At 35.6% G+C, this 15,739-nt stretch carries 15 protein-coding genes; 9 read left to right on the top strand and 6 right to left on the bottom strand.

The features are described from left to right. From ACY651_RS03650 to ACY651_RS03670, 5 genes are all read left to right on the top strand, one after another. On the top strand, positions 1-2,062 hold a 2,062-nt coding region (locus ACY651_RS03650), incomplete at its 5' end, for a DUF2339 domain-containing protein (RefSeq protein WP_462249812.1). Further along, the gene (locus tag ACY651_RS03655; protein ID WP_462249814.1) at positions 2,040-3,293 is read left to right on the top strand and encodes a hypothetical protein; all 1,254 of its coding nucleotides are present in this window, start codon (positions 2,040-2,042) and stop codon (positions 3,291-3,293) included. The genes ACY651_RS03650 and ACY651_RS03655, both read left to right, overlap by 23 nt. Beyond that, complete coding sequence (locus ACY651_RS03660; protein WP_462249816.1) at positions 3,280-3,588, top strand: DUF4286 family protein; 309 nt, start codon at positions 3,280-3,282, stop codon at positions 3,586-3,588. The genes ACY651_RS03655 and ACY651_RS03660 overlap by 14 nt, the downstream gene beginning before the upstream one ends. A 334-nt stretch (positions 3,589-3,922) precedes the next feature. Beyond that, positions 3,923-4,192, top strand: coding sequence for an HU family DNA-binding protein (locus ACY651_RS03665; RefSeq protein ID WP_462221688.1), 270 nt, complete (start codon positions 3,923-3,925; stop codon positions 4,190-4,192). 96 nt (positions 4,193-4,288) lie between these two features. After that, positions 4,289-4,402 (top strand): 30S ribosomal protein THX, encoded by a 114-nt coding sequence (locus ACY651_RS03670; RefSeq protein ID WP_462249818.1) that lies wholly within the window; start codon positions 4,289-4,291, stop codon positions 4,400-4,402. A gap of 138 nt (positions 4,403-4,540) precedes the next feature. Here ACY651_RS03670 and pdxH read toward each other — a convergent pair whose 3' ends face one another. The 3 genes from pdxH to ACY651_RS03685 form a co-directional block, all read right to left on the bottom strand. Then, the gene (gene pdxH / locus ACY651_RS03675; protein WP_462249820.1) at positions 4,541-5,176 is read right to left on the bottom strand and encodes a pyridoxamine 5'-phosphate oxidase; all 636 of its coding nucleotides are present in this window, start codon (positions 5,174-5,176) and stop codon (positions 4,541-4,543) included. A gap of 91 nt (positions 5,177-5,267) precedes the next feature. Continuing rightward, positions 5,268-5,729: a hypothetical protein gene (locus tag ACY651_RS03680; protein WP_462249822.1), complete on the bottom strand. Its 462-nt coding sequence runs from the start codon at positions 5,727-5,729 to the stop codon at positions 5,268-5,270. A 116-nt stretch (positions 5,730-5,845) separates the two neighbouring features. After that, entirely contained in the window at positions 5,846-6,343 is a 498-nt protein-coding gene (locus tag ACY651_RS03685; protein WP_462249824.1) for a hypothetical protein, read from the bottom strand. 133 nt (positions 6,344-6,476) lie between these two features. On the opposite strand from ACY651_RS03685, the gene ACY651_RS03690 reads away from it, so the two are divergent. The 3 genes from ACY651_RS03690 to ACY651_RS03700 all read left to right on the top strand — a co-directional run bounded on the left by ACY651_RS03690 (position 6,477) and on the right by ACY651_RS03700 (position 9,590). Next, positions 6,477-7,043, top strand: coding sequence for an RNA polymerase sigma factor (locus ACY651_RS03690; protein ID WP_462249826.1), 567 nt, complete (start codon positions 6,477-6,479; stop codon positions 7,041-7,043). Beyond that, positions 7,040-8,446 (top strand): outer membrane beta-barrel protein, encoded by a 1,407-nt coding sequence (locus ACY651_RS03695; RefSeq protein ID WP_462249828.1) that lies wholly within the window; start codon positions 7,040-7,042, stop codon positions 8,444-8,446. Before ACY651_RS03690 ends, ACY651_RS03695 begins: the two co-directional genes overlap by 4 nt. Before the next feature lie 166 nt (positions 8,447-8,612). Continuing rightward, complete coding sequence (locus ACY651_RS03700) at positions 8,613-9,590, top strand: hypothetical protein (protein ID WP_462249830.1); 978 nt, start codon at positions 8,613-8,615, stop codon at positions 9,588-9,590. A gap of 127 nt (positions 9,591-9,717) precedes the next feature. Here ACY651_RS03700 and pyrH read toward each other — a convergent pair whose 3' ends face one another. The 3 genes from pyrH to ACY651_RS03715 all read right to left on the bottom strand — a co-directional run bounded on the left by pyrH (position 9,718) and on the right by ACY651_RS03715 (position 12,827). Continuing rightward, positions 9,718-10,437 carry a UMP kinase gene (pyrH, locus tag ACY651_RS03705; protein WP_462249832.1) on the bottom strand — a complete coding sequence of 240 codons (720 nt, stop codon included), beginning with the start codon at positions 10,435-10,437 and terminating at the stop codon, positions 9,718-9,720. An 83-nt stretch (positions 10,438-10,520) separates the two neighbouring features. Then, positions 10,521-11,939, bottom strand: a complete 1,419-nt coding sequence (locus ACY651_RS03710; protein WP_462249834.1) for a tetratricopeptide repeat protein — start codon at positions 11,937-11,939, stop codon at positions 10,521-10,523. Positions 11,940-11,999: 60 nt separating this feature from the next. Continuing rightward, the gene (locus ACY651_RS03715; RefSeq protein ID WP_462249836.1) at positions 12,000-12,827 is read right to left on the bottom strand and encodes a class I SAM-dependent methyltransferase; all 828 of its coding nucleotides are present in this window, start codon (positions 12,825-12,827) and stop codon (positions 12,000-12,002) included. Positions 12,828-12,934: 107 nt separating this feature from the next. Here ACY651_RS03715 and ACY651_RS03720 point away from each other — a divergent pair. Further along, positions 12,935-15,739: FAD-binding and (Fe-S)-binding domain-containing protein (locus tag ACY651_RS03720; RefSeq protein ID WP_462249838.1), on the top strand; the 2,805-nt coding region annotated here is incomplete at its 3' end.

Below are 15,739 nucleotides of genomic sequence, written 5' to 3' on the forward strand. Positions count from 1 at the left end.
ACCGCCGCCTGCAGCGCAGCAGGAAAGCTGGAGTGAAAAATGGGTAAGAAATAATCCAGATCTTGAAAAATTTATTGGCGAAAATTTAGTAAGCAAAATTGGTATTGCTATTTTAGTTTTAGCGATTGGGTTTTTTGTAAAATATGCAATAGATAAAGAATGGATTGGCGAAGTTGGCCGTGTGGCTATTGGTATTTTATGTGGCGGTATTCTTATTGCATTGGCACACCGCCTGCGTGACTCTTACAAAAATTTTAGTTCTATACTTGCAGGCGGCGGTTTGGCAGTTTTTTATTTTACAATCACATTGGCTTTTCAGCAGTTTGAATTATTTAGCCAGACTACTGCATTTATAATCATGATTGTTATTACAGCATTTGCTGTGGCACTTGCATTGCTGTATAACAAACAGGAGCTGGCCATCATTGCTTTAATTGGCGGCTTTGCTGCACCATTTTTAGTAAGTACCGGCAGTGGCAATTATAAAGTACTGTTTACTTATCTTATTATTTTAAACAGCGGACTTTTATTTATTGCCTATTACAAAAGCTGGCGCCTGCTCAACATTTTAAATTTTATTTTTACTGCGCTACTGTTTGGCAGCTGGCTTGTTTTTTTACGTTACGATGAGCCTGCGGTAACTTTTAAAAACGGATTTTTATTTGCAACTGTTTTTTACCTGATGTTCTTTATAATTAATATTGCACATAATATAAGGGAGAAAAAGAAATTCATTGCATCAGATTTTGGAATATTATTACTCAACACCTCTTTATATTTTGCAGCAGGTATTTACTGCTTAACCAAAATGCATGCAACTGATTTCAGGGGATTGTTCAGTGCATCAATGGGTGTATTTAACCTGGCGGCTTCGTACTTTTTATTCCGCAAACAAAAAGTGGATACCAATATTTTATACCTGCTTATCGGTATTACACTCACATTTATTTCTGTTACTGCACCCATACAATTGCATGGCAATTATATTACTTTATTTTGGGCAAGCGAAACGGTATTGCTGTACTGGTTATTTACCAAATCTAAAATTAAAATCATTCAATATTCATCGGGGCTTGTTTGGATTTTAATGCTGATTAGTTTAGTGATGGACTGGTTGCAATTGTATGGCTTTTATGATGTTAAAATAAACATCATTGCAAACAAAGGTTTTATAACAACGCTGTTTGCAGCCGTTGCTACTTATTTATTATTTGTATTGCGCCATAAAGAAGAAGATACCAAAACAATTACATCAGGCATTATACCCAATAAAAATGTTTTTAGAATTATTGCTATTGTTTTACTATTTGCTGCCGGGGCGTTTGAAATAAATTACCAGTTTAATTATTACTACCCGGGCACAAAAATAAATATGTTGTACCTGGTATTGTACAGTGTGGCTTTTATGAGCATATTAACTGTGGTAGCGCAAAAAGTAAAACAACTGCAACTCCATTGGTATATTACCGCAACAATGCTGGCTGCTTGTATCGTTTTTTATTTTATGAGTTTACCGCAAACCATGCAAATACAACAAGGGATAATAGAAAGCCATAAAAACAATAATCATTTTATTGCACATTGGGCAGGCGCTATACTGGTGGGTGTAGTATTTTACAGGCTTATTCAATTAATAAGAAATAACAAATCCTCACTTAAAAATAATTTTGATTTAATTACCTGGCTGCTGTGTACTGCGATTGTTATTTATTTAAGTATAGAAATATTTTTATTATCCAATAATATTTTTTATGCTGCCAACAACCCTCTCGAAAATATCCAAAGGATTTATATTAAAACAGGTTTACCCATTTTGTGGGGCCTTTGTTCTTTTGCATTTATGTGGCTGGGCATGCATTTTAAACACCGTACTTTACGCATTATTTCGCTCAGCTTATTTACACTTACCCTGCTAAAATTATTTATATTCGATATCAGGAATATTCCGGCAGGTGGTAAAATTGCTGCGTTCTTTTGTTTAGGAGTTTTACTTTTGGTGGTTTCTTTTATGTACCAGCGTTTGAAAAAAATAATTATTAATGATGAAAAAAAGATGGAGTAGTATTTTTCTATTTTGCTTGATAAATATATGCTGTGCTGCACAAACTGCTGGCTATAAATTTTACAGTTTGCTGGACAGCGTAAAAACTTCCCGGTTTTATAATATTGAAATAACACCAGCATTATCTGCCCACTTAAAAACCGATTACAGCGATTTGAGGATTGTGAATGATTCGGGAAAGTGGGTGCCGCATGTATTACATTTTCCAGAAAGAGAAATAAATTACGATGTTTTAACGATGGATTTAAAGTTTACAAAAATTGAAAACACCAACGTAAGTACAACTCTGGTAATAGAAAACCGAAAAGATATAATTTCAAACCTGGGACTTATTATAAAAAACACTGCGGCTGAAAGATTCTGTTCAATAAGCGGAAGTGACGACAAAAAAAATTGGTTTGTAATAAATGACAGTATTCTTGTAAACCCGGTGCCGGATGAAAGAACAACAACTAATACTTTTAGAATTAATTTCCCCTCCAGCAGTTACCAATTTTTTAAAATAATAATTTACAACCGTAATAAAAATCCTTTTGATATTAAGGGTGTGGTGCAATTCACTACTGGAGCTGCTATTGTTCATCCCCAATATAAATTAATTGAAAATCCTGAAGCTTCCATTTTACAAAAAGACAGCGGCAAAATTTCCTACATAAAAATTACCCAGCCACAACCTTTTCATTTTGATAACATAAGCGTAAAACTAAGTGGCTCAAAATATTTTTACCGAAATGTTGATTTGTATATTCCCTATTCCGGCAATCATTCAATTTCAAATCCGGGACAATTGCTGCAATCGTTTGCCATTTCTAATAACAGCACTTTACAATTTAAAGTCCCTCAAAGCAATGCAAAAGTTTTTTATTTATTGATACATAACCAAGATAATTTGCCTCTTAGTGTAAATGCAATAAAAACATCCAGCAGCTTCGGTTTCGTAACATCTTACTTAGAAAAAGGAAATCGTTATAAGCTAATACTCCATAATGCATCAGCAAATATTCCCAACTACGATTTAAACAGGTTTAATCCAAAAATATATGATAGTATTCCATTTTTAACTGTTGGTAAAATTTTAGCTGTCGAAGAAAATAATATTATTGCTGCTCCTGCTAAAAATAACAAATGGATATTATGGGCAGCAATAACAGCAGCATTATTAATTTTATTGTTGTTTACCAGAAAAATGATAACAGAAGTTAATAAAAGAAAGCAAGATGATAGTGTATAACGTTACAACAAAAGTTACCGCTGCAATTGCCAGTGACTGGCTGCAATGGATAAACGAAGAACACATTCCTGATATTATTAACACGGGTTGTTTTACACACGCCACTATTTTACAATTATTAGAAACCGATGACAGTGAAGGCCCCACTTATACGGTACAATATTTTGCAGAAAGTAAATCGAACTATAACATTTACATGGAAAAATTTGCGGCAGCCATGCAGCAAAAAGCATTTGACAAATGGGGCGATAAATTTATTGCCTTTCGCTCCCTGATGCAGGTTGTAGCCCCGTAACCTTGCACAGCATCCTGTGGAAAAAGAGAGTTATTCAACGTTTCTGTATTCCTTATTACTTGTCTGATTTAAAAAATAAATAAATTATTTCCAATCGTCTGCAAGCCGCTTTCATAAAGGATTATAGCAACATCAGGCTGTAACCCTTTACAGCAAAGGCTTTTAGGAAAAACACACAAATCTGAAATCAAAAATATAAAATCAAAAATCTCCCCAAATCCTTATTCCATGCGGTTTACAGCCCTTCTTTACAAAAAAATAATTTAATAAAAAATTTTGTTGCAATTAAAAAGCCTATATATTTGTCGCATAATAAAATTCAAAAAAAATAAACATGAACAAAGCTGAATTAATTTCGAAACTTGCTGATGATGCAGGCATTACAAAAACACAGGCAAATGCTTCTTTAGATTCTTTTGTAGAAGCAGTTACTGTTACTTTAAAAAAAGGTGGTAAAGTTACTCTAGTTGGTTTTGGTACTTTCTCTGTATCAAAAAGAGCTGCCCGTAATGGCCGCAATCCTCAAACAGGTGCTGTTATTAAAATTAAAGCAAAAAAAGTTGCTAAGTTTAAAGCCGGTAAAGAGTTATCTGCTAAAATGTAATGTTGCAGTAAAAACGTTAAAAAGCAAGGCGCCATTGCACCTTGCTTTTTTTATAACAATTCAAAATTATTAATTAAAAAATAAAACCTATCAATTATGGGACGTGGAGATATAAAAACAAAAAAAGGAAAAATTACTAAAGGTTCTTTTGGTAAAACAAGGCCTGCAAAACCTGCAAAGAAAAATGTTGCAGCTGCAAAAAAAGCGTAATAAAAAGTAATTGGGAATTTGTAATTTGGAATTAGGTTTTCGATTTAATCACCCTGTATTAATTCAAGTATTCAATAATTTGGGTATTCATGCATTGATTATATGCCGCAATTCAAATTCCCAATTACTAATTACATTCTAAGGAGCCAGCCGTTCGATACTCCAGCTGCCTTTGTGCAAACTGTATTGAATACGATCGTGTAAACGGCTGGGGCGGCCCTGCCAAAATTCTATTTGTACCGGCTTTACAATATATCCGCCCCAATGCGGTGGCCTGGGTATATTGCCTTCGGCAAATTGCTGTTCAAATTTTGCAGAGCTGTCTTCAATAACTTGCCTGTTTGCAATAACAGTACTCTGTGGCGATGCCCATGCACCAATGCGGCTGCCAACAGGCCTCGATGTAAAATACGCATCACTTTCCGCTGCACTTATTTTTTCAACTGTTCCGGTTATCCTTATCTGTCTTTCCAGTGCTGCCCAAAAAAATACTAAACAAACGTTGGCGTTTTGTTCCATCGCTTTCGCTTTATGGCTTTGGTAATTAGTAAAAAAAATAAACCCATTTTTATCATAGCCTTTCAGTAAAACAATTCGTGCCGATGGAATTCCGTTTGCATCAACTGTAGCAAGTGTCATGGCATTCACTTCTCCAATTTCACTTTTCACGGCTTCATCCCACCATTTATCAAATTGCTCAATGGGGTTTGCAGCAACATCAGTTTCTAAAAGTGTTTGCAGTTTATAATCTTTGCGTATATCGGCTATGTTCATCGTTAAATTTTATTTGCAAAATTCATCTAATTAAGACAAATAAAAAACACCCGGGCAAATTAATCCGGGTGTTTTTAAAAAATAAAATTGATTACGATTGAGGCGGGTGATTTGTATTTTTTGTTTTTTCTTCAATATCATGCTTCAAACTATCAAAACCACCTTTGATGCTGTCGCTTGGTGAACGGTATAAGTATGCAGCTAAAAGAGTACCTACTGCACCCAATGCTGCCAAATAAATACCAAAGCTTAATACAGAAGCTCCGCCATTTCCAAGTGCACTTAGTAAACTCCATACAACAATAGCAGTAGCAAGGGCTCCGCATGCTAAAGTTATAAACCAAAACGTTTTGTCAAGATTTTTTGTCTGATCTCCTAATAATGCAACAGCCCCGGCACCAATAAATGCCAGAAAAGCCAAAATTCCCCATCCATGCATACCATTGTAGCTAAAGAATAAAACATTAACCCATGGAAGAAACATGCCTATTATTCCAGCCACGGCTGCAATTAAAATAAACTTGCGTTGCTTGTTCATTGTTTGAAAATTCATAAGTTTTAAGTTTTAGAATAACAAAGTAGATAAAGGATTGCAGCTTTGCAATAATTAAACCCCTTTTTTATAAACAGTAAATAAACAAGTATTTTTTAGAGAGAGAGCAATTTATGTTATGTGGCTTGCATTTTTTCCAGCAGGGCAACTTTATTTTTTAAATGATCTCTTTCGTCTGTAAGCATTTCCATACTGCTTTCCATTTCGCCAATTTTTACTGCAATTTGCTGCAGCATATTGTTGCGTTTTTTAAGTTTGGCCAGCTCTTGTTGTACATCTTCCAGCTGAGCGGATGTATAAGTGTATTGCTGAAAAAGTTCGGTGTATTGCTGTTGCACTCTTGCAGCCCCGGTTAATTCCTGGTGCAATTCCAGCTCTCTTTCTTCGGCACCTGCAGCTTTTTGCTGGTGTTTTCCAATTCGGTTTTGCATAAACTGTAGTTCTTCTAAATGTATATCTACCATGCTGCGTAAGGCGGTAGTTTCGGATGCTATTTTTCTCAGTTCAACAATTTCTTCTTCCTTAATAGCTAAAATTTCATTCAGCTCGTTTACCTCTGCCTGCAGGCTGTTGTTGTCAGCTATTATTTGCTGTACTTGTTCGGGTGTTAACATGGCGGTATTTCAATTATATTTTCAAATTATACGATTTGTAGCCCAAAAACAAAAAAATCAACCCTTTTTTGTACCTTATGTACAATAAAAGCCTTTGGGCAGCGTAATCAACTGTAAGGGTATCTTTAAAAAAATGCCCTCTAAAGCTGAAAATAATTTGACGGAAGAAGAACTGATACGAGGATGCATAAGGGAAGAAGCCGCCTGCCAAAAGGAGGTTTTTAACCGGTACGCCAGCCGTATGCTTGGGGTTTGCAATCGCTATGCCCGTAATGCAGCCGATGCCGAAGATATTTTACAGGATGCTTTTATTAAGATTTTTGACAAAATGCACCAGTTTAAATTTGAAGGCAGTTTTGAAGGATGGATAAGAAGAATAATGGTAAATACTGCATTAAAAAAATACAGCCTGCGCCGGTACGAAAAAGAAGTGGTGGGTTATGAAATAAAAGATAAGGATGAGAGCAGCATGGAACCATCAGCATACGGGCACCTTAACCAAAAAGAAATACTGGATTTAATAAATAATTTACCCGATGGCTACAGGCTTATTTTTAATTTATATGTGATAGAGGGTTTTCAGCACGAAGAGATAGCGGAAATGCTGAAGATACAACCCGGTACAAGCCGGAGCCAGTTGGTAAAAGCCAGGAGCATGTTGCAGAAACAAATTTTACAATTACAAAAAGTTGCGGTATGAGCAATAACGGGTTGTTTGATGACAACATAAAAGATCAGTTCAGCGACTATACGCCATCTGTGCATCCACGCATTTGGGAAAATATAGTTGCCGAAAGAAAAAAAAGAAGACCTGCCGGTTTTTGGTTTACTTTTTTTAATGGCCGTAATATTTTACTGCTAACGGCCTTGCTTATCGCCGGGGCAAGCGGTGCTTATTTATTATCGAAAAAAGCTGCTGTTAAGCAACAGGATAGTGTTGCAATTACTGCCGAAGAAAAAACAGTTACCGGCACAACTGCTGCAAATGAAGCTAATGAAAAAATAAAATCAAATACTGAAGTAATAAATAATACGGATGATCAAAATATAATTTCTCCGAAAAATAATAATACAGACGATGAAGTAATTAATTCAAAAAACAATACTGCAACAGTAACAACTTCGTCTTCTTTTTCTAAAATAAAAATTTCTTCCCCTCTTGCTCAACCGGCAGAAAAATATTTTACTTCAAAAAGTAAAAAAAATAAAACCGCTTTTGCAAATAGCGAGTACGATATTAGTGATGCTGACTTAAGCTATAATGATAAACCGCTGGAGGATTTTTATTTACAAAGATTACAATTTGCCAACTTGCAAAAAGCTGCATCAGAAAAAAATTTATTGTCACTTAAAAAAAGATTATTACCCAATGTATTTTTACCCGATTGCCCTTCAATAGAAAAAGATGCCGCCGGCAACAAAACTTATATTGAAATTTATGCCGGGCCGGATATTGCTTTTCGCAACATTAGTGATACCGGTAACTCCGCTTATTTACAAAAAAGAAAAGAGAGTACTAAATTTTCATCGGCATACAGCGCAGGCTTACGCTACACCAAAGTATTTAACAATGGCATGAGTGTACGCACGGGTGTAAACTACAGCCAGATAAATGAAAAATTTACTTTTGTACAGGGCAACTTAGTGCAGATAACTTATATAATTGATGCCAATGGCGATACTACAGGAAGTTATATTACCACCGGTACAAGGTATAAAACAACCTACAATAAATTTAAAACTATTGATGTGCCTTTATTGGTAGGTTACGAAATGGGCAATGGGAAATTTCATGCTAACATTAATGCAGGTGTTATTGTAAATATATACAGCTGGCAAAAAGGCGAAGTGCTGGATGCATCTTACCAGCCCGTAAATATCACCACCGGAAAAACAAGTTCACCCTATCAATATAAAACAAATATTGGTATGGGCTTTATGGCCGCCGCATCTTTTTATTATAAGCTTAATGAAAAATTGCATGTGCTGGCCGAACCTTATTTCCGTTACAGTCTTTCGCCAATGAGTAAAGAAAATTTAACTTTTAAACAAAAATATAATACAGCAGGTTTACGGGTGGGCTTAAGGCTTGATTTGAGGTAAACATTGTCATTAAGCCATTGATCATTAAAAAAGAATTTTAGGTTGAACAATAATGCTGAAAACGTAAATGAAAAAATGACAAATGACCAATGACAAATGATTTAAACACAGGCAGCGCAAATAAAATTCAAAGTATCTTAATAGAACTAACCACAATAAAAAAACAATGAACAAAAAAATAGCAATCATATTACTAATCAGCACAGCATTATTTATAAATGCCTGCAAAAAAAATACCGATGTTTTTGTGCCTGATGGCGGGCAACTTAACGCAGCTGATACTACATGGAGCAATTCTCTTGCAGCTACTGCACCTGTTTATGCTTTACAAAATATTTTATTATTACAAACTGTAAAAGACAGTATTGAAGTAAATGCAAACGTGGCTTTATTAGCAGCATCAAATGGTGTACAGGTTACATTTCCACCGCTTTGCTGTGTAAGCAGCACAGGGCAGGTAATAACAGGCAAAGTATATGTAGAATTATTGCTGATAAAAAAGAAAGGTGATATGGTACTGATGAATAAACCCACCATCAGCAACGGAAATGTATTAGTAAGTGGTGGCGAAATTTTTATAAGCTTAAAAAAAGATGGTAAAGAATTGCAACTGGCACCTAATGCAAAAATTTATATCCGCTACGCCGATGCGCCAACGAATCAGCAAATGAAATTATTTATTGGTGATGAATCTAACCCGGCTCAATTTAACTGGATACCCAGCACCACTTTATCCGATACCATCGGTATTGGCCCGCAAACTTATGAAATTGCTACCAGCCATCTGCGCTGGATAAATTGCGATTATTTTTATGATACTGCCGGCATTACCCGTTCAACAGTTAGTGCACACCTTCCGGCTAATTATACCAATGCCAATACAACAACGTTTTTAGTTTTCAGAGATTTTCGTTCGGTATTAGGCATGTATGCTGATGTACTTGCAAAAAGATTCAGCAGCGGTAAAGTTCCTAATGGTAAAGTGGCAACGGTTGTTGCGATATCAAAACAGGGCAACGATTATTTTTTAGGAAAAGAAACGATAACAACTGGTACTAATGTTACCACCGGCAACCAAAGAGTTTCATTAAGCCCCGTAAAAACTTCTTTAGCCGATATAAAATTATTTTTGAGTACTTTATAAACTCTATTGAAACTGCAAATAAAAAAAATTGTCCCGGAAAAATCCGGGACAATTTTTTTTATATTTATGATTAGTATCTTATAAAATTTTTTCAGAATAAAAACTTTATTCAACATTGATCATTCACCTAACTCACCAATGTACCCACCTGTTCTCCATTAATCACTTTTAAAAGATTGCCTGGCTTATTCATATCAAAAACAATGATGGGTAATTTATTTTCCATACAAAGTGTAAAGGCTGTCATATCCATCACCTTTAAATTTTTTTGTATGCAGTCGGCAAAAGAAATGGTTTCGTATTTGGTAGCTGTTTTATCTTTTTCAGGGTCGGCGGTATAAATGCCATCCACCCTTGTGCCTTTTAAAATAACTTCTGCTTTAATTTCAATTGCCCTTAACGAACCTGCTGTATCGGTTGTAAAATAAGGGTTGCCTGTGCCTGCTCCAAAAATTACTACTCTCCCTTTTTCCAAATGCCGCATTGCCCTGCGGCGAATATATGGCTCAGCAATCTGTTCCATTTTTATAGCACTCTGCAGCCTGGTATAAACGCCAGCTTTTTCTAAGCCTGCCTGCAAAGCCATACCATTTATAACTGTTGCCAGCATGCCCATATAATCGCCATGTGCCCTTTCAATACCGGTTTCTGCTTCATTCATTCCCCTGTAAATATTACCGCCGCCAATTACAATGGCCACTTCGGCACCGGCTGCAATAATTTCTTTTACATCTTTTGCGTACTGTGCAATAATGTTGGTATCTAAAGGCTCGTAAGTATCGTTGCTTTTTCCCATCAGCGCTTCGCCGGAAAGTTTTAGCAATACACGTTTGTACTTTAAGCTCATTGATTTAAATTTTTGCGAAGATATATTTTTATGCCTGTTTTGCCATTCTTATTTCAATATCAAAAAAGTATTTGTCATATTTTTTAGTCAATACTTTTTAGCGAAAGCAAAAAGCCGATATCCATTTTTACAATCATAGGATTTTGTATATCATTTAAAATCCATAATTGCCTGCTGCCAGCGGCATTTTTAATATGAAATGTGTTTAAGTATTTTACACTGCCATTTATTGGTATTTTTAAGTCAAAAGATTCTTCATCCCTTTTACCTGCAACATCAGTTACTGCAGTAAAAATTTCTTCACCTGCTCCCACATCAATTTTGCAACTGCCTTTTTTTGTAAGTTCATTAAATACAGCTTTACTTATCCAAACCGTAGTTTTATCGGTAAGTGTGGCATTTTTTAAATCGGGGCCAAAATTATTATTTTGAGCAGTGGCTTTTTCCAATGCTTGTTTTGTAATAGTAATATGGCCATTCATATTGGGGCCGCTGGTCATTAACCAGTCAAAAACTAAACTGTCCGTCGCATTTCCTGTAAGGTTGGTTACCTTAAAATTATAATTTCCTCCATAAGAATTTACGCTCCATGTAATAGTTTTAATATCCTTAATTGCCGGAACCGCAAAATACGCCGGGCATTTATACCGGTACCTCAAAAAATCGTAGCCATTATCTTTTGCAATTAATAATTCAGTTTCGGTACAGGCTTCGGCAGTTTTGCCCCAGGCATCATAAGCCGTAATTCTATCGTATTGAAATTCTAATTGTTCAGGAAATAAAGTAATTAATTCATCATACTTTTCTATGGCTTTATCGTACTGTTCATCCTTATTATAAATGAATGCATAAGTATAAATAATTTCTTTTTCTTTTGGATAGTTTACATACAAATCATTTACTGCTGTTATTGCTTTAGTTGATTGCTTATTAAGAGCCAATTCCTTTGGATAAAAATAGCCCAATATTCTTTTCTCTTCATCATTGCGGCAAAACATAAACATTTTTTCCATAAGGGGCAAAGCTTTTTCATGAAAGCCGCTATCAGAATAAATACCTCCTTTTACAAAATAACCGTAAGGCCCATTGGGATTTATTTTTATGGCTTCGTTGGCACAGGCAATGCCCGATGTAAAAATGTCTTTTTCCGGAACAGAAAAACCGGTAAGTGCGATATACTTTGCGGCAGTATCGATATTGATATACAATTTTTTTAGCAAGTTAAACGCTTGCGGATATTGCTTTAACGTAATATGGCTGATGGCTTTTTGAAAAGTAATTGCAGTATCTTTTGGAAACTTAAGCAGGTACGGTGTTGCTTTTGTAATTACGGCTGTATATTTTTCGGCCCGGTAAAGGTTAGTGATGTCTTCTTTTATTTTTTGATAATCAATTTTTGCCCCAGCAACAGGTTTTGATATTTTAGTTTTTACCTGTTGCGAAAAACAAACAGCAAATAAAAAAACACAGCTGACTGTTAAAAACAATTTAATAGGTTTCATTCTATTTTTATTTTAAGCACTGTAAATATGCAGCGTTATTTTTATAATTAAAAAAGCATTTTATTTTTTTAACGCCTTTATGGAATACATCATTGGAAATTTATTACCCATTCCTTTAAACCTCCACATACCATCTTTACCCTGCTCTGTATTTGCAAAACAGTTGTAAGGCGAATAAGAAAATTCGTGTAAAAATTCTATTTGCAGGCCTGCAGTAATCAGGGCTTCGAATATTTCTGTAAAAGGATGGTTCCAGCCATACTCGGTATATTTTATTGGTGCTGCTCTGTCGGTGTAAGTACCTTCCTGTTCAGTAACAATTACTGCATCATTAAAATAGCTGTAGGTTAATTTTTCCATCGCATCGTCCAGCATCCACAATGTGGGATGAAAATCGGCAATATAAAAAAAGCCACCGGGTTTTAATTTTTCTGCAATCATTTTTGCCCAGGGTTTTAAATCGGGCAGCCAGCCAATGGTACCATAACTGGTAAATATAATATCAAAGGCTTCCTTAAATTCTTCCGTAAGGGGGAATTTTGAAGAATCTGATAAATCATACACATTGGCACAAATAAAAGTGGCGTTCAATTTTAATTCATCCTTTATTTCGTTTGCCAGTTTAATCGCTTCGTCACTTATATCAACACCTGTAACTATTGCACCTTCTTTTTCCCAACTCATGGTATCCATACCAAAATGGCACTGCAGGTGCAATAAAGATTTACCTTTTACATTACCTACTTCCTCCAGTTCAATTTTATTTAAAGATGATTGACCTTTTTTAAATTCATCCACATTATAAAAAGCAGATTCTTTATGAACAGCAGTTCTTTTATTCCAGCCATCTTTGTTCGCTTCAAAATATTGATGGTACTCATTTTTCATACTACAAATGTATTTTAAAAAGATACATTTCTATTTTTTGTTTCCTGCTCCTGCATCATTTTTTTATTTTTTCTTAAACTATATTTGCAGCTCTTTTAACTTTTATAATGACAACTGCCTTAAAGCAATTAAGCCATCAATTAAGCGGCGATCTGTTTTTTGATAAAACCATGCGTACGCTTTACGCAACAGATGCCAGTGCCTACAGGGAAATGCCGTTAGCAGTCGCTATTCCAAAAAACACAGAAGACCTAAAAAAATTAATTGCATTTGCTCATCAAAATAAAACTTCAATTATTCCACGTACTGCTGGCACTTCATTAGCCGGGCAGGTAGTAGGCAATGGTATTGTGGTGGATGTGTCAAAACATTTTACTTCCATCCTTGAATTAAATACAACAGAAAATTGGGTAAGGGTACAGCCCGGGGTAATACGTGACGAGTTGAATATGTTTTTAAAACCACACGGTTTATTTTTTGGCCCCGAAACTTCTACTGCCAACCGGGCAATGATGGGTGGCATGGTGGGTAATAACAGCTGCGGATCAAATTCTGTTGTGTATAGAAGTACAAGAGAACATTTAATTTCGGCAAAAGCATTATTGAGTGATGGCAGCGAAGCAGAATTTAAAAGTGTAAGCATCGATGAGTTTCATAATAAATGCGAAGGTGAAACTTTAGAAGCAGCTGTTTATAAAACCGTAAGAAGTTTACTCAGCAATTACGAAAACCAGGTTGAAATAAAAAAAGAGTTCCCTAAAAAATCTGTAGAGAGAAGAAACACCGGTTATGCAGTAGATATATTAACTGAAGCGGCTCCTTTTACAGCAGGTGGCGAAGATTTTAATTTTTGTAAATTGATTGCAGGCAGCGAAGGCACATTAGCTTTTCTAACAGAAATAAAATTGAATGTTGTTCCCCTGCCACCAAAAGAAACAGGTTTGCTTTGTGTACACTTTAATTCTATTGATGAAAGTTTAAGGGCTAATTTAATTGCTTTAAAATATAAACCCAGCGCCAGCGAATTAATTGATCATTATATTTTAGAATGTACAAAAGATAATATTGAGCAAAGTAAAAACAGATTTTTTGTGCAGGGTGAACCCGGCGCTATTTTAGTGATTGAATTTTGCAGAGAAAATAAGGAAGAGATAATTGCGATTGCCCAACAGGTGGAAGCAGATATGCGTTCGGCAAATTTGGGCTATCACTTCCCGTTACTGTTTGGTGCCGACAGTAAAAAAATATGGACACTGCGTAAAGCAGGATTAGGATTATTGAGCAATTTACCCGGCGATGCTAAAGCAGTGCCGGTAATTGAAGACACTGCAGTTGATGTAAATGATCTGCCGGCATACATCCGTGATTTTAATGAGATATTGAAGAAGCATAATTTGTATTCGGTGCATTATGCCCATGCAGGCAGCGGCGAAATTCATTTACGCCCCATCATCAATTTAAAAACTGTAGAAGGCAATAATTTGTTCCGCACAATTGCAGAAGAAATAGCAACGCTGGTAAAAAAATACGATGGCTCTTTAAGCGGCGAACATGGCGACGGGAGATTGCGTGGCGAATTTATAAAACAAATGGTAGGCGAAAAAAATTATGCCCTTTTAAAAGAAATAAAAAAAGCCTGGGACCCCAATAATATTTTTAACCCTAATAAAATTGTAGATACACCGGGCATGAATACTATGCTGCGGTATATTCCGGGGCAACAAACACCTGAATTTAAAACACATTTTCGTTTCAACAATCAAAATGTATTGCAGCATGCCGAGCAATGCAATGGCAGTGGCGATTGCAGAAAGACGGCATTAAGTGGTGGCACCATGTGTCCATCTTTTATGGCAACCAAAAATGAAAAAGATACTACAAGGGCAAGAGCGAATATTTTACGGGAGTTTTTAACCAACAGCGATAAACTCAATCGTTTTGATCATAAGGAAATTTATGAAGTGATGGATTTGTGTTTGAGTTGTAAAGGTTGCAAAAGCGAATGCCCGAGTAATGTAGATGTGGCCAAATTAAAAGCAGAATTTTTACAGCATTATTATGATGCCAATGGTGTGCCTTTTAGAAGCAAATTGATTGCTAATTTTTCTGCATCTGCAAAATTGGGTGCTCTTGTTCCAGGCTTATATAATTTTGCCGTTACCAATAAATTAATTGGTGGCGCAATAAAAAAACTGAGCGGCTTTGCTACAAACCGCAGCATGCCTGAAATGTACAAAATTACCTTGCTGTCTTGGTATAAAAATCACCAGAAGAAAAAAGCAGAGAGTTCGAATAACTCCCCTTCAGGGGATGGAGGCTTTGTTTTTCTTTTTTGCGATGAATTCACCAACTACAACGATACCGAAATTGGCATTAAAGCAATTTTACTTTTAGAGAAATTAGGCTACGAAGTAATTATTCCAACACATTTAGAAAGCAGCCGCACCTGGTTAAGTAAAGGATTAGTGCGTAAGGCAAAAGAAATTATTAATAAAAATATTGAACTGCTACATGATGTTGTTACAGATGAAATACCAATGATTGGCATTGAGCCTTCGGCTATTTTAACTTTTAGAGATGAGTATATTGATTTGGCTACAGATGAAAATTTAAGCAAAGCAAAAGCATTGAGTAAAAACGTTTTTTACATTGATGAATTTATTGCCCGTGAATTGGCTGCAGGTAAAATTGATGCGTCATTATTTTCAACTGCCACAAAAAAAATAAAATTACATGGGCATTGCCAGCAAAAAGCATTGAGTGCTTTAAGTGATACCACTGCCATTTTAGCTATACCAAAAAATTATTCGGTTGAAACTATACCCAGCGGTTGCTGCGGTATGGCCGGCAGTTTTGGTTACGAAAAAGAACATTACGATTTAAGTATGCAAATTGGTGAGTTGGTTTTATTT

Source organism: Ferruginibacter sp. (assembly GCF_031391665.1).
In the GTDB taxonomy this organism is placed as follows: Bacteria; Bacteroidota; Bacteroidia; order Chitinophagales; family Chitinophagaceae; genus Ferruginibacter.